This window comes from Methylocaldum gracile, from assembly GCF_053646815.1.
Window position 1 is genome coordinate 4553556 of record NZ_CM132196.1, and the last position, 18053, is coordinate 4571608.

Here is an 18053-nt window from a genome sequence, read left to right on the forward strand (position 1 = left end):
CTGTCGACTTGCGCCCCGCCGCATATTCACGCGAAAGCTTATTCATAAGACTCGTGCGCTCGAAAACGGTTGCCGGCCGATTTGCCACGGGAACCGGTGTTCGATTACGAGGCGTTCGTTCGCCAGAACTCGCGCAGCGCCGTCAAGACCTCGTCTAGGTCCGCCTCGGTATGATCCGCGGAAACCTGAAACCGGATTTCTTCGTCGCCGCGGGGCACTACCGGATAAACGATCCCGGTCGCCAGAATGCCCCGCTCGCGCAGATGAAGGACCATGCTCCGGGTCCTTTCGGTATCCCTGAGCATCAAAGGGACGACCGGATGCGCGCCGGGAAGCGTCTCGAATCCCGAATCCGTTAGAGCTTGCCGGAACTTGGCCGTCAAGTCCCGCAGCCGCGCGAGCCGCTGCTGCCCCTCGGAACCGCTCACGATTTCCACGGCTCTCGCGCCGGCGGCCGCTTCGCCCGGCGTGATCGGGTTCGAATAGATGTAGAGCGGGGCTTTTTCGCGCAAAAAATCGACCAGCAGCGAACTGCCGACGACATACCCCCCGTTGACGCCGAAAGCCTTTCCCAAGGTACCGATCAAAATATCCGCCGGCCCGCACTCCGCATACTCCTCGGTGCCTCGGCCGGTTTGCCCGAAAGCGCCGACGCCATGGGAGTCGTCGACTACGACGAACACCCCTTCGGCAAATTTTTCATCATAGGTCTCGGCCAGCGCAAGCAGTTCCTTTAGGGGGGCATGATCGCCGCGCATGCTGAAGATGCCGTCGGTCACGATGATTCCCCGCCGGCACGACTCGGCCGCCTGCCGTAAAAACGTCTCGGCCTGATCGAGGTTCAAATGCTCGTAAACGAACTTCTCCTTCGGCCGGGCCAGACGGATCGCATTGATGATGCAGTTGTGGTTCAACTCGTCGCTAATCACCGCAGTCTCGAGGCCTATCAGGGTCGGCAAAACGCCCATCACCGCCGCGTAAGCCGAGCTGAACAGCATTGCCGCCTGGCGGCCGTGGAACTCGGCCAGACGCTGTTCCAGCCGCACATGCGGCTCGTAGGTGCCGCTGATGAAGCGCACGGCTCCGGGACCCGCACCGTAATTCCGGACGCCTTCCTCCTCCGCCCTCATCACGTCCGCGTGATGCGCGAGCCCAAGATAGCCGTTGGAGTTCATGCGGAGAAACGGATGGTCTCCCTCTCCTTTCAGCAGATAACGGATGCCGTGCCCGTCCCTCGGCGGCAGAACGCCGGTAATGATCGTTTCCCGGCTCTTGCGCACGCCGGACCGGTCCAGCTGCGCCAGCTCTTGCTTCAACAAAGCCTCCATTCGGTCCATGGCCATAGTTCACCTCGTCGCTCAATAATTGATTCCGGAAACGGCAATCGGACGCGAATCAAAGCCGGGATAGCCGGGCTCCATGGAGCTTTTCCAATCCGTTCAGGCAGTCCGCTGCCGTCCCTATGCAGATACACCCTGCAATTTTGCGCGAATCTTTTCGAGCATGTCGCTCGTCATACGCGTTATGTCGTAATGTGGCGTCCAGCCCCACTCCGTCCGTGCCGCGCTGTCGTCCAGGGATTGGGGCCAGGAGTCGGCAATCGCCTGACGCACCGGGTCCACCTCATAGTCGATCGCAAATTCCGGAATATGTTTCCGAATCTCGGCAGCCAATTCGCCAGGGGTAAAACTCATGGCGGTCACATTGAATGCATTGCGGTGTTTCAGCCCGGCGGCGTCGGCTTCCATCAGCATCATCATGGCTCGAACGGCATCGGGCATGTACATCATGTCGAGACGCGTGTCGGCCCGGAGAAAACAGGTGTAATGACGATAGCGGATCGCTTGGTAGAAGATTTCCACCGCGTAATCGGTGGTTCCGCCGCCGGGCGGAGTCCGATAGGAAATGATCCCCGGCAGGCGCAGGCCTCGGGTATCGACGCCGAACCGGCGAAAATAGTAGTCGCAGAGCAATTCGCCGGTAAGCTTGGTGATGCCGTAAATCGTCGTCGGACGCTGGATGGTGTCTTGAGGCGTGTCTTCGCGCGGCGTGGTCGGTCCGAAAGCGCCGATCGAACTCGGAAAGAATACGGCGCATCGGTACTGGCGGGCGACTTCCAGCATACGATACAAACCGCCCATATTGACGTTCCAGGCCACCTGGGGCCGATCTTCGGCTACGGCGGAAAGAAGTGCCGCCAGATGATAAATGGTCTCGATCCGGTAACGGCGCACCACGTCCTGAATCTGGCGCAACTGGGTACAGTCGAGATGCTCGAACAGGCTATCGCTTTCGCCCGCGCCGGCGGGGGGCATGCGAATATCGGCCGCCACCACGAGGCCGTCTCCGTATCGGGTCCGCAACGCCGGAATCAGCTCCGAACCGATTTGGCCGAGCGCGCCGGTCACCAAAATTCGACCTTGTGTACCCATCGTATTCTCCTTCCCCTCGCGGAGCTCCGGATCAGCAGAAAGCCAGCGGTTTCCGAGAGATCGATAGGCCAAGGTTAAATCTCGCCGATGACCGGGTCAATGCAACGGGGATGACGGCGCTGATGTTACTGCTCAGAACCCGTATGAGCCTTGACAATAGGTTTCGGGAACCACAAGCTGGGTCACTGGTCAGCACTCGTGCCCGGAGGTATTCACCATGACCAAAAAAGAAGAAAAGGCCTATTCCCAGGAAGAAATCGAAGAGCGCCTGAAGCAGGAGCTTCCGCATTGGTATTACGAAAACGGCTGGATACGCCGAAAATTCCGAACCCACAGCTGGAAAGCCACCCTGATGGTGGTGAATACGGTCGGACATCTCGCGGAGGCCGCCTGGCATCATCCCGATCTGACCGTGTCTTATGCGTTCGTCATCGTCAAGCTGATGACTCACACGGCAAAAGGCGTAACGGACAAGGATTTCGCTCTGGCGAAAAAGATCGAGGAGGTCGTGCAATGGCAGCCTGGCGCAAAAACCGGCGGCATCCTGGAAGGCACACCGGACGATCCGCGCTTCAGGTATCTCAAGTACGACTGAGCGACTCGAGCAACTGCTGCGCTTCCTTTTGCAGCTTCGGACGAAGGAACAGCAGTTTCCATCGGCTGCCGCCGCACTTTCGCCACAGCACCACCGAGCGGATACCGGCCAGCAAGAGCGCACGGATTCTGTTGCCATTCTCCGGATCGGACAGATACATCTGCTCGCCCGCCACCATCACCCGCGGCTTCAGTTGGCTGACGGTCTGATGATAGGTTTCGGCAAGCGTTGCGAGCACTTCCTCATCCAGAACACCCCGCTCTTCGGCAATGGCGGCGGCTTTTTCCATGCCTGCACGAATGGCCTCGAGCATGCGGGGCTGCTTCATCAGCTTGCGCTCGAGAAAAATAAGCGTCGAGGCGTAGCGCGCCTGCTCCGGATCCACGACATCGGGACCGCCCAACTGTTTTTCGATTTGCCTGAGCCCCGTCATAACGCAGTGGAGACCGCCGTAAACATCCACCACGTCCCCCGAGTCGATCTTGAGCACGCTGCCGATGCTGGCCGCCATGTCCTCGCGATCGGCCGTTCCCCGCTTGGCGATGTGCTGCACGAGGTAAACCGCCTGGGACAGGCCGGCCAAAGCGATCACTTGATTGCGTAAAGTTTTTGTCATCACAGACTGCAACGAATGGCGAAAAATGACAGACCCATTCTCCGCGAGGGATTATTGGTCGCGCCGATTGTATTTCACCGCGTTTCCCTTGGCCAATTCGACAGGATACTTTTCAGCGTTCTTCCGCATCTTTTCCTGCACGGCCTCCTCCAAATCGATACTCATGAGGTCGGCCAGCCGCAGCAGATAAATCAGAACGTCGGCGATCTCCTCCCGCACTGCGCGATAATCTTCGGGATTTTCGGCCAGACGATGCGATTCATCATCCTTAAGCCATTGAAAACGCTCCAGCAGTTCCGCCGCCTCCACGGAAAGCGCAATCGCGAGATTTTTCGGACTGTGGAATTGGTCCCAGTCTCTGTCACGGGCAAACTCTCGTAGAGCCTGTTGTATCGCTGCAATGTTCATGGAAAGCTCTGTTAGCGTATTTTTTTATTGAGGCGGATTAAGCGAAAATAGTTAACACGAACATGGCAAGAGAATGAATACAACAAGCTCTGGACGAACTCCGTGTGATTTCGTTCAATGTTTGTAAACAATCGCTCGTGAAGGTGTAAAAAAAATGGAAAGTCTTATTCAGAACCTGCAACGCACGATTCGCGCCTTGGAAACCCTGAGCGAAAAAAAGCTGCCCGAAGCCGATCAGGTGGACGAACTGCTTGATCAACTGTTTCAGCAGAAAATCGACCTTGTCAATATCACCATCAGCAGCTCGTCACCGGTCTACCAGCAGGCGGTTCAGGCCATGAACCAAGCGGCGGCTCGGGTCGAAAGAGCCGTCAAGGAGCCGTCCCGCATAGGCGATGCCGTTCCGGTCGTGTACGATGCGGTGGGCAAGCTGGCCAAGCTTTTGAATCATGTGATGCCTTGACGCGAATGCAGCCCACGCCACCGGGCCAGCGCTTTCCCTTTCCGCCGCTGAAGGCGGCCGGAGACGCGGCGCTCGCGTCAGAATCCATTCCCCTCGGCCACCTCCGTTGTCCGCCCATCGATTCAGAGACCTATCGAAGGTTGGAAAGGCGGGTAGGGCGCTGCCACCTCAACCAAAGACTGGGCATAGAGCATGATTTCGAGGCTCGCGTGTTCGGCCAGGGACGCACTTTATTCCATATCGAAAATTGGTATTCCGTTCATGGCTTGATGCGCCATATCCTGCGACTCTTGTGGCTGCACAACCGAGGCCGCGAAAATGCCCGAACCATCCAAATCCGTCATAACGAGATCAAGCTCGAACGGCTCCCGCGGGCGTTCGACGGTTTTACTCTGCTGCACATTACCGATCTTCATCTGGACATCTCGGAGGATATTCCCGACACGCTCATCGACGCCGTAAACCGGGTCGATGGCTACGACATCTGCGTTCTGACCGGCGATTTTCGTGCACAAACCTATGGTCCGTACGAACCGACGCTGACGGCCATGCAAAAGGTTCGTCCGTTTCTGAAGGGGCCGGTCTACGGCGTCCTGGGCAATCATGACACCATCCGCATGTCGCCTGGGCTGGAAAACCTGGGAATCCACATGCTGTTGAACGAGTCTATCGCCCTAACTCGCGGCGATGCGACCATCTATCTCGCCGGCATCGACGACCCTCACTACTACCGCGCCGACAACATCGAGAAAGCCACCGATCAAATTCCACAGGAGTCGGTTTCCATTCTGCTTTCGCACTCGCCGGAGATGTATCGGCACGCGGCCTATGCCAATTTCGACGTGATGCTGAGCGGCCACACGCACGGCGGCCAGATTTGCCTGCCCGGAGGCATTCCCATCATTCTCAACGCAAACGCCCCTAGAGCGTTCTGCAACGGACCATGGCGTTACCACTCCTTGCAGGGTTACACATCAGCCGGCAGCGGTGTCAGCATCGTGGATGTGCGTTTGAACTGCCCGCCCGAGATAACCCTGCATCAGTTGCGCTCGACCTAGTAGGGCTGCTCGCGTATCCGGAGCTGGAAAAGGATACGCGAGACCACGAGTTCCATGAATGTAAAGCCGGCGACGAGACCGGCCACATGGATAAGCTCCAAACCCAGCTCGACACGCACGGCAAGTAAAGGGAACAAAGACTCCGGAATTTGATCCAGTCCTAATGCCATGCCACTGGCCGGAACACCAAGACGCCTCTTGATGAAGCTGGAAAAGAGATCGCCCAGCATCGCCGTGGCGCCGATGCAAAGACCCAGCTCGAAGGGAAATCCTACCCCCGCGGCGGCCAGTCCGGTAACCGGAATCGCAGCAATGAACCCTCTCCAGGTCTTGGACGAGCCAAACAGCGGCCGCCGGTCGACGAAATGCGCGCCGCCGTCTATAGGCCATGCCAAACGCTCGCCCAGTCCCTTGTTGATCAGTATGGGAACGCCGTTAGCGGCCATTAGCAGGAATAGAAGTTTAAGAGTCAGCATTGTCACCGTAATCGGCCGCCCAAAACCGGTACCGCAATTCGAGAATGTCGCCGCTTCAGCTCAAGAGCACTGCCACCAGGCCGGTTATGAAAATGCCGTCGAAAGTGCCGGCGCCTCCGATGGATGCAATCGGAGCCGCCATTCGGCGAATATCCTTCAGGCGCAAGAGATCGGCACCGATCAAGACCCCCAACGATCCCGAGATATAGGCGAGAGGAGCCCGATATTCCTCTCCCAGGAAAATGGCGGCCAGAGCCGCCGCGAGCGGAGCGACCAAGACCGGCATGCCGATGCCGACGCCCGGAATGGGCCGGCTCATGAAGTAGCTGACCGAAGCGACAAAAGCCGTAGCCGCAATAATTTGCAAAGGCGGAACACTGTAGCTGTTGACCAGGTACAGCGAGAACAGCACCGGCACCAAACAGCCGCCCACGTTTACCGCGACTTGAGTGCGGCCGGTAAAAGGCACCGGCGGCCGGCGCAGCAAGCCGTATCCTATTCTTTCAATCGGCGGTGGCGCGGCGGATACCCGCAGCGTAAACAAAGGCAGATTGATGGCGCTGCCGAGCAAGGAGGTAATCAACAGCGTCAGCGCCGATTCCGGATTCAAACCGAGTTTCTGGAAAGTTAGGGTAATCAGCCCCAGCTTGATACTGAAGATAATCCACAGCAGCAAGCCCAAAAAGAACAAAAAGTAGAGAGGTGAAAACGGTGATCGCATCAGCGCTGGTCCAGCCCATAAAAAAGGCCGTGGGGCATGTCCCACGGCCCCTCATGGGTTATTCGACTTTAATGCTTTTACGCTTGGAGGTGGCCACCTTGGGAATGGTCAACTCGAGCACGCCATCTTTGAAATTCGCCTTGACCTTATCCCCTTCCACCGGGCAAGGCAGGCGGATGGTCCGCTGAAATTCGCCCCGACTCAGCTCGCGCCGGTAGAACTGGCCTTTTTCCTCCTCTTCCTCGCGTCGGGTCGTGGCCCGAATGCTGAGTGTATTGTCCTGCAGCGAGACATCGAGGTTTTCCTTGCTGACCCCCGGCAACTCCGCACGGACCAGCAACTCCGGTTCGCGGTCGATCACATCCACTCTAGGCACGCGCCCGCCGAAGACGGACTCTCTTTCCGGCCAGCCCCGTCCAAAAAAGAACGGTTGCATCCAGTTGCGCCGCACCTCGTCGAACCATTGCTCGAGCTCGTCCAAGGGGCTTAGGAATTGCCCCGCTTGCGGCTGCGTCACTTCTTTGCCGGTGGACTTTTTGGTCTGACTCTCTCGCTTGTCGGTCATAGCATTTCCTCCTTTATAAACGCAAACTTGGATTCACATATCAGGCACGCTAGAGAGAACAAAGCCGGACATGCCGGTTTCTGAAATAAGACCGTTAACGACATTTTTCAACGGCTTTGCGACGAGCTGCTGCCTTCCATAGGTCGTGCAACATTCGACAACAACCCATGTCAAAGTGTTGCAAGAGAAAGCCGTATCGGCAACATGGCGTGGGGTTCGCAAGATGTCCCCTTCGGTTTTCTTTTCCCCTTCTTCAACTGTCGGCGCTTCAAAACACCATTTTTGCATCGCCCTTTCTTATTCGCTACTCTAGCTTACCGGATAAACAACCGCTATCTTTTGATGGAAATTCTCATATTGGTCTTTCTTTTTCTGTTGAATGGCGTATTCGCCATGTCGGAAATGGCCATAGTCTCCGCCCGGAAAATCCGCCTGCAACAGTCCGCCCAAGAAGGCCATTTCGGCGCTAAAGCCGCCCTCCAGTTAGCCAACGAACCTTCTCATTTCCTTTCCACGATTCAGGTCGGCATCACCTTGATCGGGATTCTCATGGGCGCTTTCGGTGAAGCCGCCATTTCCGGCGAACTAGCCGAATATCTCGAACAGTTTCCGGAAATTGCGCCTTACAGCCGCGGTCTATCGCTGGCCGTGGTGGTCATCGGGATTACTTACTTTTCTCTGATCATCGGCGAGCTGGTTCCGAAGCGGCTAGCGCTGCAAAAGCCGGAGAAAATCGCCATGGTTATCGCCCGGCCGATGAATTTCATTTCGCTGGTGGCGTATCCTCTGGTCAAGATTCTGAGCCTATCGACCGACTTCATTCTGCGGCTGTTTAGAGCGCGACAGCCCGAGGAGCCGCTGATCACCGAAAAGGAAATCAGGATCATGATCGATCAGGGCACCGCAGCCGGCGTGTTCGATAAATCCGAACAGGAGATGGTTTCGAACGTCCTGCGCCTGGATGTGCTTCGCGTCGGGGCGATCATGACGCCTCGGATGGATATCTATTACCTGGACATCAAGGATTCATTCGAGGAAAACCGCCGAAAGATCATCGACAGCCCCTATTCGAGAATCCCCGTCTGCAAAGACGGGCTCGACAACGTCATAGGATTCGTCCAGGCCAAGGATCTGCTGACCAAAGCCCTCCTCGGCGATTCCATCGACCTGGGCCGACTGATCAAAACGCCACGCTACGTGCCGAAATCCCTCAATCCCATGCAACTGTTGGAGGAGTTCAAGCGCTCGAAAACGCCCATGGCTTTAGTCGTGGACGAATACGGCGAAGTCGCCGGACTGGTCACGCTCAAGGATGTGATGGAAGCCATCGTGGGCGACATTCCTATGGCTGAAGGGGAAGAAGAACCGGAAGCCATTCAGCGAAACGACGGCTCCTGGCTTTTGGACGGAATGCTGAGCACCGCGAAATTCAAGCAGATCTTCGACTTGGAGGAACTACCCGACGAGGCCACGGGCAATTTCCATACGATAGGCGGCTTCGTCATGCTGCAGCTCGGTCACGTTCCGCGCGCGGCCGATCATTTCGAATGGAATCACCTTCGTTTCGAAGTGGTCGACATGGACAAGAATCGAGTGGACAAGCTGTTGGTTTCGCCGATCGATTTCGGCTAACAAGGCTTGAGACGACGGAGAAACTCGACGTAGCCCTAAACTTGGCTTGATCAGCGTGACTCGTTCTTCGTGATGCCGCAGCGTTCGCACCGATAAACGGTAATCAGCTTGCCCTGCTTGACGTCAAAGGGCTTTTCCCGCACCACTATCCATTTGTGAAAACCGCTCCGGCACAATGTCTTGCCGGCGTGCTTTTCCGAGGCCTTCGGCCGCCGGAAATTAACGACATCGCCCATGGATCGAACTCCTCAACTCAGGAAAAAATGGTTCTGAAAGTCAAATTAATGCGTTCGGTCTTAGGCTCCCGCGCTTTCGGCACGGAATGTCGCCACCCATGCTGCAAACGCCCGCCCATGAGCAGCAGGCTGCCGTGGGTCAAGACGATTTCCAAGGTTTCTCCGGTCTTGTTGTGGCGAAGCCTGAACAGCCGTTCGGCGCCAAAACTCAAAGAGGCGATGAACGGGTTCGATCCGAGCTCTTTCTCCTTGTCGGCATGCCAGCCCATCGAGTCCCGGCCGTCTCGATAGAGATTGCCGAGCACGCTGTTGAACCGCCGCCCGCAAAACCTTTCAACGCGGTCCTTCAGCATCGACAAGGTTTCGTTCCAAGGCAGCGGTTCATGGCTCACGCCGGAGTAGCGGTAAGCCGCGCCCGCGTCCCCGTACCAGCACACCAACCGCGGTACCCTCACCCGCCTGCCGAAAACCGTGATGTCTTCTTCCTGCCAAGCCAACTCCCGCCGCAAAAGGATATGAAGCGCATCCGCTTCCGGGCGAGAAACGAAATCTTCGACGAAATACAATTCGCCGTCCCGAGGCGCGAGATTAACCGTGGGCCATTGGGCCGGTGAGCCTGGCTGACGCAAACCGAACAACCCCGTTCAAAGACCCGCGCTATCCATCCGTTCCACCAAACGCTGCAGACCATCGGAAATCAGAACGGTGTACACGGCGCTCTCTTCGATGGCGTTCAGGGCGGGCGGCAATTGCTGCAATTGTCCCCGTAACCGCTCCCGCATGACAGCGAGCGTCTCCTGTGCACCGACGCGCTTGCCTTTGGCCATTACCTGGCGAAGCAGCGGTTCGCCTTCGATCTGAGACTCGCTTTCCTCGGCCATCACATCGTGCAGCATGTGGCCTTCATCGTCGTAACGGCGGTACACCTGCTTGCGCCCAGGCCAATTCTCCTTGCCTTTCGATCGCTTGCGTCTGGGACGCCCCGCATATTCCTGCAACTTGTAAGCGCAGTTCAAGTACGGCATATCCTGGGATGTCGTCAAACGCGTTCCGACTCCGAATCCATCGATAGGAGCGCCTGCCTCGAGCATCCTAAAGAGTTCGTGCTCGTCCAGATCGCCGCTGGCGAAAATGCTGCACTCCGTGAGCCCGCCCTCATCCAGAATCGACCGTACCCCCTTAGCCAGTTCCGCCATATCGCCGCTGTCTAAACGCACCCCTTTTATGGGGATGTTTCTTTCGGCCAGCCTGGGAGCCAAAGTAACCACTTTTCGGGCGGCTTCCAGCGTGTCGTAGGTATCGATCAGAAGCAGCACGTTGCCCGGCAGGCTTTCCGCAAACCGCTCGAATGCTTCGACCTCGTCGTCATGCGCCATGATGTAGGAATGGGCCATGGTGCCGTAAACCGGAATGTCGAATAATTTTCCGGCCAGAACATTCGACGTACCGTCGAAACCGGCCAGATAAGCGGCTCGGGCGGCCATCAGACCGGCCTCGGCGCCGTGGGCGCGGCGCAGTCCGAAATCCACCAAAAGCTTTCCCGGCGCGGCGAGCGCCGATCTAGCCGCTTTCGAAGCGATCATGGTCTGGAGCTGAACGATATTGATCAAACGGGTCTCGATGATCTGGGCCTCGGCAATCGGCGCCGTTACCCGAACGATCGGCTCGTTCTGAAAAAGGACCGTTCCTTCCGGGATGGCATAAACATCCCCGGTGAAGCGAAGCTTGGACAAATGGTCGATAAACTCGGGCGTAAAGTAATCCAAAGTACCGAGCCACTCGCACTCCTCGTCGGAAAACTCGAAGTCTTCCAGGAATTCGACAAGCTGTTCCAGCCCGGCGGCAATCAGAAAATTTCGGTTCGGCGGAATCTTCCGTACGAACAGTTCGAAGGTCGCGGTGCCGGACATGCCCTCCCGATGATAGGCCTGCAGCATGGTAAGCTGATAAAGATCGGTAAGGAGCGCGGCGTGTTGTGTTTTCATGCTGTAATCCGGTCCTGCGATATCAGACGGGCGTCCGAGACAAAGTCGGCGATTATTAACGGCCTTAAAAACTACGCGGAATTTTTTGGCTGTTCGGAGTCACAAATAAATAATGTCTAGCGATATCGAATCATCGAGCGATCGGACATCGGCTGTCAAACGGACTATTGCTTCAAATGCCGTTCGAGCCGGTATTGAATGTCTGGTTCGCTCCAACGCCAAGACTTATAATTCTTGGGCGTCCGGACATGGCATCAAGTTCAAAGCCTGCTTTAGAAGCGGCATTGCCCTGTTTGAACTTCGGCGCAATCCACCGGCTTTTAGTTCAGACGATGTCGCACTGGCGAGATCACAATCGCGGCTGGCCCGCGAATCCGTGTCGAAAATCACAGATTTCACAGATTGAGTATGACCAATGGCTAAAATTGTCTTGAAGGTAACGGGCATGAAGTGCGGCGGCTGCGAAAATCAGGTCCAGGACGCCGTTAAATCCTGTGTCGGCGTTTCATCAGCCAAGGCTTCCCACACGGCCAGCACGGTCGAAATCGATTACGACGAAACAAGAACCGACCTGGCCTCGGTTAAGCAGGCAATCACCGAAAAAGGCTTCACGGTCGGCTGAAAGTTCCGTCACGCGAGCTTTTGCGCCAGGCGGTACTTTCCTCCGTTAGGATGAGCAATCCGTTCGGCTTTGCAGGGACCGTAGCCGCGTCCACAAATCCAGCACACGATAGGAAAAATGTTTGCCGACTCGTAATGGTATTCGGAGCAGTGCCGATGGATAGAATGGAATGGCGAATCGCGCCGTATCCCTGTCTAATGTCTGAGAGGTTTTCAAGTAGGGAGATGCTTATCGGCCTTCGTGCCGCGGCTCGATGCTCAACTATAAAAAGGGTATTCACATGAAAACGCCTGCGCATATCGCCGTTACGGGAGCGGCGGGGCAAATTAGTTATGCATTGCTGTTTCGGCTGATTGCAGGGGACTTGCTGGGCGACGATCAACCCATCGTATTGCATTTGCTCGAGATTCCGGAGGCCATCGTCGGATTGGACGGCGTAAGGATGGAACTCATCGATTGCGCCCCGCCCTTACTCCACGATGTGATCGTATCCGATGATCCTTATGTGGCGTTCGAAAATGCCGATCTCGCCTTCTTGATCGGCGCGAAACCGCGGGGGCCCGGCATGGAGCGCAAGGATCTCTTGAGGGTGAATGCGGACATCTTCGCCATCCAGGGCCGGGCGCTCAATGCCGCCGCCAAACGCAGCGTCAAAACGCTGGTGGTCGGCAATCCCGCCAACACCAATGCCTTGATCACCCAGCACAATGCCCCCGATCTTCCGCCGGAAAATTTTTCCGCCATGACCCGGCTCGACCACAATCGGGCGGTAAGCCAGTTAGCCCTGCATTGCGGTTGCTCGGTGAGCGATATTCGGAAAGTGATCATCTGGGGCAATCATTCGACCACGCAGTACCCGGACTTGCATCATGCACTGGTTCAGGGAAAGCCGGCGCTCGACAGGGTCGAATGGGATTGGTACGAAAAGGAGTTCATTCCGACCGTACAGAACCGTGGCGCGGTGGTGATTCAAACACGCGGAAAATCGAGTGCCGCTTCCGCCGCCAACGCAGCGCTAGACCATATGCGGAATTGGCTGTTCGGCACGCCGACTGGGGACTGGACCAGTATGACTATCCTCAGCGACGGCAGTTACGGTATCGCACCGGGCCTCATGTTTTCCTACCCGGTCGAAATTGGGGACGCACAGTACCGGATCGTACAAAATTTGGAAACCGGCGAGTTCAGCCGGGAGAAACTCAAGATAACCGAAGCCGAGCTGTTGGCCGAACGCGAAGCGGTGCGGCATCTCCTCCGTTGAACGCGGGCGGCGGCGCAGTGTCGGCCGCCGCGTCCCGGATAAAAAGTCAGTTTTTTACCAGCAGCAATTCCAGCAACGCCTTTTGCGAATGCAAGCGGTTCTCGGCCTCGTCCCAGACCACGCTTTGCGGGCCTTCCAGCACTTCGGCGCTGACCTCCTCGCCGCGATGGGCCGGGAGACAATGCATGAATAGCGCCTCCGAAGCCGCCAGTTCCATCAGAGTCGAATCGACTTGGTAGCCTTGGAAGGCATTCCTGCGCTGCGCCTGTTCGGATTCCTGCCCCATGCTTGCCCAAACATCCGTCACCACCAAATCCGCTCCGCGCGCTGCGTCCGACGGATCGCTCAGCAGTTCCACGCGATCGCCGGCCCATTCGATCAATGCCGATTCCGGCTCGTAACCTGCGGGGCAAGCAATCCGGAGCTTGAAATCGAGCAATCCTGCCGCGTGAATATAGGTCTGGCACATATTGTTGCCGTCGCCGATCCAGGCCACCGTCTTGCCGGCAATGTCGCCGCGGTGCTCGAAATAGGTCTGCATGTCGGCGAGCAGCTGACACGGATGGAATCTATCCGTGAGACCGTTGATGACCGGCACCCGCGAATAGGCCGCGAAAGTTTCCACCGTTTCGTGGGCATGGGTACGCAGCATGACCCCATCGACCATGCGCGAAACGACGCGGGCGGAGTCTTCGATGGGTTCGCCCCGTCCCAACTGGGTATCCCGCGGCGACAGAAAGATCGCGGCACCGCCGAACTGCACCATGCCGACCTCGAACGACAATCGGGTGCGGGTGGAGGACTTCTCGAACATCATCCCGAGCACTTTGTTTCTCAGCGGCTCGTATGGGCTCTTCATGTGCTTGAGCTCGATGGCCCGTCGGATGAGCGCGCGGAACTCCTCGCTGCTCAAATCCAAAAGAGTAATCAAATGACGTGGTTTCATACGCGTTCTCCGACCCCATGGGCCGTGTAGTCGGCGACCAGAGCAGAGATCCCTTCGATTAACAGCTTCTCTTCATCGTCGTTCAAAACGAACGGCGGCAACAAGCGTATCGTTCGGTCCGCCGTAACATTGATCAAAAACCCGCGGCTCAGCGCCTGAGCGACCAGATCGATGCAAGGGGTATCGAGCTCGATGCCGATCATCAGCCCTTTCCCGCGGATATCCACGACACGAGGATTGCCGGCCAGCTTGTCGCGAATCCCGATCAACAAACGCTCGCCGAGTTCTCCCGCACGCTCCACCAAGCGGTTTTCGGAGATCGTCCGCAATACGGCCAGTGCGGCGCTACATGCCAGGGGATTGCCGCCGAAGGTGGACGCGTGCTTGCCGGCGTTCAACATGTCCGCCGCAATTCCTCTGGCGAGGCAGGCACCGATCGGTACGCCGTTGCCCAAGGCTTTGGCCAGGGTCATGACATCGGGCATGATGCCGTGGTGCTGGAAGGCGAACCATTTGCCGGTCCGGCCGATACCGGTCTGGACCTCGTCCAGCATCAAGAGCCAACCGCGCTGATCGCAGATGCGGCGAAGGCCGGGCAGGAAATCGTCAGCCGGAACGCGTACGCCGCCCTCGCCCTGCACCGGTTCCACCAGGACCGCCACGACATTGGGGTTGGCCACGGCCTCGACAGCCGCGACGCTGCCGTACGGCACTCGCACGAAGCCTTCGACCAGGGGTTCGAAACCCTCCTGCACCTTGGGATTGCCGGTGGCGCTCAAGGTCGCGAGCGTGCGGCCGTGAAAGCTGCCCTCCATGACGATCACGGCGGGCCGATCGATGCCGCGATGATGCCCGTAACGGCGGGCGATCTTGATGGCCGCTTCGTTCGCCTCGGCGCCGGAATTGCAGAAAAAGGCGTTATCCAGTCCGCTCAGGCGGCACAGTTCGCCGGCGAGCTCTTCTTGCAGCTCGATGCGGTAAATGTTCGAAGTGTGCAGCAATTTGCCCGCCTGTTCGCAGATCGCACGGGAAACGGCTGGATGGGCATGACCCAGGCTGCATACTGCCACCCCTGAAATGGCGTCCAGATAGCGCTTGCCCTCCGTGTCCCAAAGCCATGCACCCTCGCCCCGGTCGAACGTTATCGGCAACCGGGCATAAGTCGGCATTACCTGACTGGTCATCACTCGTCTTCCCCAAAATAAAAAGGCAGTCGCAAGACTGCCCCAAAAAGAAGGGAAACATTATAGTGAAAAAATGCTTAGGTACAAGCACTTGGAGGCTTGAAGGCCGGATACCGGCAACGACTCGGCAGCTTGGCGCCGGTTACCCGAAGTTCTCGGCTTTTTGCAGGATGATCCCTCAATTCCGGCGTCATCTCTTCGATACTGGCTCGACTTTTTTGCAGGATCAGCTGTCTTAACGAATAGCGGGTCAAGACCTGCCAAGCATCGACAGCAAGATGTCCATCACCAGTAAGGAGATTCGGCTATGGGAGATCGACCGTTTTTGACCGACGTCAAAACGTTAAGAGAACGCGCAAGGCAGCACATCGAGCAGGGCGCGGTGACTCCGGGATACAAGGCCGACCGAGAGGTTGTGATCCGACTGCTCAACGAAGCACTGGCCACGGAAATCGTATGCGTGCTCCGTTACAAGCGCCACTATTTCATGGCGACCGGCATCAATGCGCAAAGCGTCGCCCAAGAGTTCCTGGAGCACGCCAACGAGGAACAGATGCACGCGGACAGCATTGCCCAACGCATCGTGCAGTTGGGCGGAGAGCCCGATTTGGCGCCGGAAGGATTGCAATCGAAAAGCCATTCCGAATACGTGGAGGGCGAGTCGCTGATCGATATGATCAAGGAGGATCTGATAGCCGAGCGTATCGCGATCGACAGCTACCGAGAGATCATCGAGTATCTCGGGAATAACGATCCCACCACCCGCAACCTTATGGAAGGCGTCCTGGCCAAAGAAGAGGAACATGCCGAGGATCTGGTCAGCCTCTTACAGGAGCTCGGACAGTAAACCGATGAGTGTCGGCAGGAATTAACGCGCGGCGGATCATCAAACCCTGACTGTTCGAAAATAGGCTCAGACTTCCGCCAGATTGCCCTTTTCCTCGAGCCAAACCTTGCGATCGGCGGCGCGCTTCTTGGCCAGGAGCATATCCAGGCGCTCGTCGGTCGCTTGCTGCTCTTCCAGGGTCAGCTGAACCAGCCGCCGGGTGTCGGGATTCATCGTGGTTTCGCGGAGCTGCGACGGATTCATCTCGCCCAAGCCTTTGAAGCGCTGGACGTTAATCTTGCCCCTGATCTTTTCCGCCTCGATCCGGTCGAGCACGCCCTTTTTTTCCGCTTCGTCCAGGGCGTAATAAACGTTCTTGCCCACGTCGATCCGGTACAAGGGCGGCATGGCGACGAAGACGTGCCCAGCCGAAACTAAAGGTCGGAAATGACGGACGAACAGCGCGCACAGCAAGGTTGCGATGTGGTTGCCGTCGGAATCGGCGTCCGCCAGCACGCAGATCTTGCCGTAACGCAGCCCGCTCAGATCGGCGGAACCCGGCTCTACGCCGATCGCCACGCTGATGTCGTGCACCTCCTGAGACGCGAGCACGCCGCCGGAATCCACTTCCCAAGTGTTGAGAATCTTGCCGCGCAAGGGCATCACCGCCTGGTATTCCTTGTCCCGCGCCTGTTTCGCGGAACCGCCGGCGGAATCGCCCTCCACCAGGAACAACTCGGTCAGCTGCATGTCCTGGGAACTGCAATCGGCGAGTTTGCCAGGAAGAGCAGGCCCCGCCGTGATTTTCTTGCGGGTCACTTGGCGGCTGGCCTTGAGCCGCTTTTGGGCGCTCTCGATCACCAGTTCGGCAATGCGCTCGCCGATGGCGGGATGCTGGTTGAGCCACAGGCTGAACGCATCCTTAACCACCCCGGACACGAACGCCGCGCATTCGCGGGAACTGAGCCGTTCCTTAGTCTGGCCGGAAAACTGAGGCTCCTGCATCTTGACCGAAAGCACGTAATGGCAGCGCTCCCAGACGTCTTCCGGCGCGATCTTGATGCCGCGCGGCAGAAGATTACGGAATTCGCAGAATTCCCGCACCGCCTCGGTCAGTCCGGTACGCAGCCCGTTGACGTGGGTGCCTCCTTGGGGCGTCGGCACCAGATTAACGTAGCTCTCCGTGACCGGCTCGCCTGCTTCGGGCGTCCAGAGCACCGCCCAGTCGGCGGCCTCCTGATGGCCTTCGAGATTGCCGACGAAGGGTTCTTCCGGAACGCACTCGTTCGATCCGATGCGGTCCAGCAGATACTGTGGAAGTCCGTTCTCGTAGTGCCATACTTCCTCTTCGTTGGCCTGTTCGTCCTTGAGAGTGATTTTGAGCCCCGGACACAGCACCGCCTTGGCGCGAAGCAAGGCTTTCAGGCGCGGAACGGCGATGCGCGGCGTATCGAAATAGCGGGCTTCGGGCCAGAACCGGACCGTGCTGCCGGAATCGCGCTTGGCGGTAGTTCCGATTTCGCGCAGCTCGGAGGTTTTTTCACCTTGGGCGAAACTCATCGCATAGATTTTCCCGCCCCGGCGCACTTCGACTTCGAGCCGGTCGGACAATGCATTCACGACCGAAACGCCGACCCCGTGCAGTCCCCCGGAGAAGCGGTAATTCTTGTTCGAAAACTTTCCGCCCGCGTGCAGCTTGGTCAGGATCACCTCCACCCCGGATACGCCGAGTTCCGGGTGAATATCCACCGGCATGCCGCGGCCGTCATCCCGGACCTCCACCCCGCCGTCAGCCAGCAGCCGCACTTCGATGGATTTCGCATAACCCGCCAAGGCTTCGTCGACGCTGTTGTCGACCACTTCCTGGACCAGGTGATTCGGGCGCGCGGTATCGGTGTACATGCCCGGCCGCTTGCGCACCGGGTCTAGTCCCGAAAGAACTTCAATGGATGAGGCGTCGTAAGTTTCGTTCATGGAAAATTAAATTGCCTATTACGATTCTTAAGAGTAACGGCAACGGCCATCAA

The 18053-nt window shown here is 57.6% G+C and carries 22 protein-coding genes; 8 read left to right on the plus strand and 14 right to left on the minus strand.

Annotated elements, in window-relative coordinates; genetic code table 11:
- Positions 1-104: 104 nt before the first annotated feature.
- Positions 105-1343 carry an aminotransferase class I/II-fold pyridoxal phosphate-dependent enzyme gene (locus ACWJJK_RS20235; protein WP_454128424.1) on the minus strand — a complete coding sequence of 413 codons (1239 nt, stop codon included), beginning with the start codon at positions 1341-1343 and terminating at the stop codon, positions 105-107.
- A 117-nt stretch (positions 1344-1460) separates the two neighbouring features.
- The gene (locus tag ACWJJK_RS20240; RefSeq protein WP_347257290.1) at positions 1461-2432 is read right to left on the minus strand and encodes an L-threonine 3-dehydrogenase; all 972 of its coding nucleotides are present in this window, start codon (positions 2430-2432) and stop codon (positions 1461-1463) included.
- 217 nt (positions 2433-2649) lie between these two features.
- Here ACWJJK_RS20240 and ACWJJK_RS20245 point away from each other — a divergent pair, with 217 nt between their 5' ends.
- Positions 2650-3027 carry a 4a-hydroxytetrahydrobiopterin dehydratase gene (locus ACWJJK_RS20245; RefSeq protein WP_454128425.1) on the plus strand — a complete coding sequence of 126 codons (378 nt, stop codon included), beginning with the start codon at positions 2650-2652 and terminating at the stop codon, positions 3025-3027.
- Here the strand turns inward: ACWJJK_RS20245 and hflD are convergent.
- Positions 3014-3643, minus strand: a complete 630-nt coding sequence (gene hflD / locus ACWJJK_RS20250) for a high frequency lysogenization protein HflD (protein WP_156880572.1) — start codon at positions 3641-3643, stop codon at positions 3014-3016. The genes ACWJJK_RS20245 and hflD overlap by 14 nt on opposite strands.
- Positions 3644-3694: 51 nt before the next feature.
- Positions 3695-4051, minus strand: coding sequence for a nucleotide pyrophosphohydrolase (locus ACWJJK_RS20255; RefSeq protein ID WP_086134010.1), 357 nt, complete (start codon positions 4049-4051; stop codon positions 3695-3697).
- 154 nt (positions 4052-4205) lie between these two features.
- Between ACWJJK_RS20255 and ACWJJK_RS20260 the strand changes: the two genes are divergently transcribed.
- Complete coding sequence (locus ACWJJK_RS20260; protein ID WP_077728665.1) at positions 4206-4514, plus strand: hypothetical protein; 309 nt, start codon at positions 4206-4208, stop codon at positions 4512-4514.
- Positions 4515-4519: 5 nt separating this feature from the next.
- A complete protein-coding gene (locus ACWJJK_RS20265) occupies positions 4520-5572 on the plus strand; it encodes a metallophosphoesterase (RefSeq protein ID WP_133718759.1) in 1053 nt (350 codons plus the stop codon).
- Here ACWJJK_RS20265 and ACWJJK_RS20270 read toward each other — a convergent pair.
- The 4 genes from ACWJJK_RS20270 to ACWJJK_RS20285 are packed head-to-tail and all read right to left on the minus strand — an operon-like array spanning position 5569 to position 7622.
- Positions 5569-6048, minus strand: a complete 480-nt coding sequence (locus ACWJJK_RS20270) for a CDP-archaeol synthase (protein ID WP_434111211.1) — start codon at positions 6046-6048, stop codon at positions 5569-5571. The two genes, ACWJJK_RS20265 and ACWJJK_RS20270, sit on opposite strands and share 4 nt — an antisense overlap.
- Positions 6049-6103: 55 nt before the next feature.
- Positions 6104-6769, minus strand: a complete 666-nt coding sequence (locus ACWJJK_RS20275) for a DUF1614 domain-containing protein (protein WP_077728663.1) — start codon at positions 6767-6769, stop codon at positions 6104-6106.
- Positions 6770-6827: 58 nt separating this feature from the next.
- Entirely contained in the window at positions 6828-7334 is a 507-nt protein-coding gene (locus ACWJJK_RS20280) for an Hsp20/alpha crystallin family protein (RefSeq protein ID WP_086134008.1), read from the minus strand.
- Between the two features lie 33 nt (positions 7335-7367).
- The gene (locus ACWJJK_RS20285; protein WP_139841055.1) at positions 7368-7622 is read right to left on the minus strand and encodes a hypothetical protein; all 255 of its coding nucleotides are present in this window, start codon (positions 7620-7622) and stop codon (positions 7368-7370) included.
- 54 nt (positions 7623-7676) lie between these two features.
- On the opposite strand from ACWJJK_RS20285, the gene ACWJJK_RS20290 reads away from it, so the two are divergent.
- Entirely contained in the window at positions 7677-8966 is a 1290-nt protein-coding gene (locus ACWJJK_RS20290; RefSeq protein WP_240502395.1) for a hemolysin family protein, read from the plus strand.
- A 50-nt stretch (positions 8967-9016) separates the two neighbouring features.
- Here ACWJJK_RS20290 and ACWJJK_RS20295 read toward each other — a convergent pair whose 3' ends face one another.
- Genes ACWJJK_RS20295 through ACWJJK_RS20305 form a run of 3 tightly spaced genes read right to left on the minus strand, consistent with a single transcriptional unit; the run spans position 9017 to position 11187 of the window.
- Complete coding sequence (locus tag ACWJJK_RS20295) at positions 9017-9202, minus strand: hypothetical protein (protein WP_077728661.1); 186 nt, start codon at positions 9200-9202, stop codon at positions 9017-9019.
- A gap of 17 nt (positions 9203-9219) precedes the next feature.
- Positions 9220-9831 carry an alpha-ketoglutarate-dependent dioxygenase AlkB family protein gene (locus tag ACWJJK_RS20300; RefSeq protein ID WP_086134076.1) on the minus strand — a complete coding sequence of 204 codons (612 nt, stop codon included), beginning with the start codon at positions 9829-9831 and terminating at the stop codon, positions 9220-9222.
- 15 nt (positions 9832-9846) lie between these two features.
- Entirely contained in the window at positions 9847-11187 is a 1341-nt protein-coding gene (locus ACWJJK_RS20305; protein WP_156880574.1) for a nicotinate phosphoribosyltransferase, read from the minus strand.
- Between the two features lie 112 nt (positions 11188-11299).
- Between ACWJJK_RS20305 and ACWJJK_RS20310 the strand changes: the two genes are divergently transcribed.
- From ACWJJK_RS20310 to ACWJJK_RS20320, 3 genes are all read left to right on the plus strand, one after another.
- Positions 11300-11593 carry a hypothetical protein gene (locus ACWJJK_RS20310; RefSeq protein ID WP_133718730.1) on the plus strand — a complete coding sequence of 98 codons (294 nt, stop codon included), beginning with the start codon at positions 11300-11302 and terminating at the stop codon, positions 11591-11593.
- 9 nt (positions 11594-11602) lie between these two features.
- A complete protein-coding gene (locus ACWJJK_RS20315) occupies positions 11603-11809 on the plus strand; it encodes a heavy-metal-associated domain-containing protein (RefSeq protein ID WP_077728659.1) in 207 nt (68 codons plus the stop codon).
- A 280-nt stretch (positions 11810-12089) separates the two neighbouring features.
- Complete coding sequence (locus ACWJJK_RS20320) at positions 12090-13070, plus strand: malate dehydrogenase (RefSeq protein WP_077728743.1); 981 nt, start codon at positions 12090-12092, stop codon at positions 13068-13070.
- A 46-nt stretch (positions 13071-13116) separates the two neighbouring features.
- Here ACWJJK_RS20320 and argF read toward each other — a convergent pair whose 3' ends face one another.
- Positions 13117-14016: an ornithine carbamoyltransferase gene (gene argF / locus ACWJJK_RS20325; RefSeq protein ID WP_077728658.1), complete on the minus strand. Its 900-nt coding sequence runs from the start codon at positions 14014-14016 to the stop codon at positions 13117-13119.
- Positions 14013-15200 carry an acetylornithine transaminase gene (locus ACWJJK_RS20330; protein WP_454128426.1) on the minus strand — a complete coding sequence of 396 codons (1188 nt, stop codon included), beginning with the start codon at positions 15198-15200 and terminating at the stop codon, positions 14013-14015. Before ACWJJK_RS20330 ends, argF begins: the two co-directional genes overlap by 4 nt.
- 307 nt (positions 15201-15507) lie before the next feature.
- Between ACWJJK_RS20330 and ACWJJK_RS20335 the strand changes: the two genes are divergently transcribed.
- The gene (locus tag ACWJJK_RS20335) at positions 15508-16047 is read left to right on the plus strand and encodes a ferritin-like domain-containing protein (protein WP_077728656.1); all 540 of its coding nucleotides are present in this window, start codon (positions 15508-15510) and stop codon (positions 16045-16047) included.
- Between the two features lie 66 nt (positions 16048-16113).
- Here the strand turns inward: ACWJJK_RS20335 and parE are convergent, their stop codons facing one another.
- On the minus strand, positions 16114-18000 hold the full coding sequence (parE, locus tag ACWJJK_RS20340) for a DNA topoisomerase IV subunit B (protein WP_086134003.1): 1887 nt from the start codon (positions 17998-18000) through the stop codon (positions 16114-16116).
- Positions 18001-18053: the final 53 nt, after the last annotated feature.

Excerpts from the sequence above, each read along its gene's own strand:
- ACWJJK_RS20235 (WP_454128424.1), bottom strand. The coding sequence starts at position 1,343 with ATGGCCATGGACCGAATGGAGGCTTTGTTGAAGCAAGAGCTGGCGCAG.
- ACWJJK_RS20240 (WP_347257290.1), bottom strand. The coding sequence starts at position 2,432 with ATGGGTACACAAGGTCGAATTTTGGTGACCGGCGCGCTCGGCCAAATC.
- ACWJJK_RS20245 (WP_454128425.1), top strand. The coding sequence starts at position 2,650 with ATGACCAAAAAAGAAGAAAAGGCCTATTCCCAGGAAGAAATCGAAGAG.
- hflD (WP_156880572.1), bottom strand. The coding sequence starts at position 3,643 with ATGACAAAAACTTTACGCAATCAAGTGATCGCTTTGGCCGGCCTGTCC.
- ACWJJK_RS20255 (WP_086134010.1), bottom strand. The coding sequence starts at position 4,051 with ATGAACATTGCAGCGATACAACAGGCTCTACGAGAGTTTGCCCGTGAC.
- ACWJJK_RS20260 (WP_077728665.1), top strand. The coding sequence starts at position 4,206 with ATGGAAAGTCTTATTCAGAACCTGCAACGCACGATTCGCGCCTTGGAA.
- ACWJJK_RS20265 (WP_133718759.1), top strand. The coding sequence starts at position 4,520 with ATGCAGCCCACGCCACCGGGCCAGCGCTTTCCCTTTCCGCCGCTGAAG.
- ACWJJK_RS20270 (WP_434111211.1), bottom strand. The coding sequence starts at position 6,048 with ATGCTGACTCTTAAACTTCTATTCCTGCTAATGGCCGCTAACGGCGTT.
- ACWJJK_RS20275 (WP_077728663.1), bottom strand. The coding sequence starts at position 6,769 with ATGCGATCACCGTTTTCACCTCTCTACTTTTTGTTCTTTTTGGGCTTG.
- ACWJJK_RS20280 (WP_086134008.1), bottom strand. The coding sequence starts at position 7,334 with ATGACCGACAAGCGAGAGAGTCAGACCAAAAAGTCCACCGGCAAAGAA.
- ACWJJK_RS20285 (WP_139841055.1), bottom strand. The coding sequence starts at position 7,622 with ATGCAAAAATGGTGTTTTGAAGCGCCGACAGTTGAAGAAGGGGAAAAG.
- ACWJJK_RS20290 (WP_240502395.1), top strand. The coding sequence starts at position 7,677 with ATGGAAATTCTCATATTGGTCTTTCTTTTTCTGTTGAATGGCGTATTC.
- ACWJJK_RS20295 (WP_077728661.1), bottom strand. The coding sequence starts at position 9,202 with ATGGGCGATGTCGTTAATTTCCGGCGGCCGAAGGCCTCGGAAAAGCAC.
- ACWJJK_RS20305 (WP_156880574.1), bottom strand. The coding sequence starts at position 11,187 with ATGAAAACACAACACGCCGCGCTCCTTACCGATCTTTATCAGCTTACC.
- ACWJJK_RS20310 (WP_133718730.1), top strand. The coding sequence starts at position 11,300 with ATGTCTAGCGATATCGAATCATCGAGCGATCGGACATCGGCTGTCAAA.
- ACWJJK_RS20315 (WP_077728659.1), top strand. The coding sequence starts at position 11,603 with ATGGCTAAAATTGTCTTGAAGGTAACGGGCATGAAGTGCGGCGGCTGC.
- ACWJJK_RS20320 (WP_077728743.1), top strand. The coding sequence starts at position 12,090 with ATGAAAACGCCTGCGCATATCGCCGTTACGGGAGCGGCGGGGCAAATT.
- argF (WP_077728658.1), bottom strand. The coding sequence starts at position 14,016 with ATGAAACCACGTCATTTGATTACTCTTTTGGATTTGAGCAGCGAGGAG.
- ACWJJK_RS20330 (WP_454128426.1), bottom strand. The coding sequence starts at position 15,200 with ATGACCAGTCAGGTAATGCCGACTTATGCCCGGTTGCCGATAACGTTC.
- ACWJJK_RS20335 (WP_077728656.1), top strand. The coding sequence starts at position 15,508 with ATGGGAGATCGACCGTTTTTGACCGACGTCAAAACGTTAAGAGAACGC.
- parE (WP_086134003.1), bottom strand. The coding sequence starts at position 18,000 with ATGAACGAAACTTACGACGCCTCATCCATTGAAGTTCTTTCGGGACTA.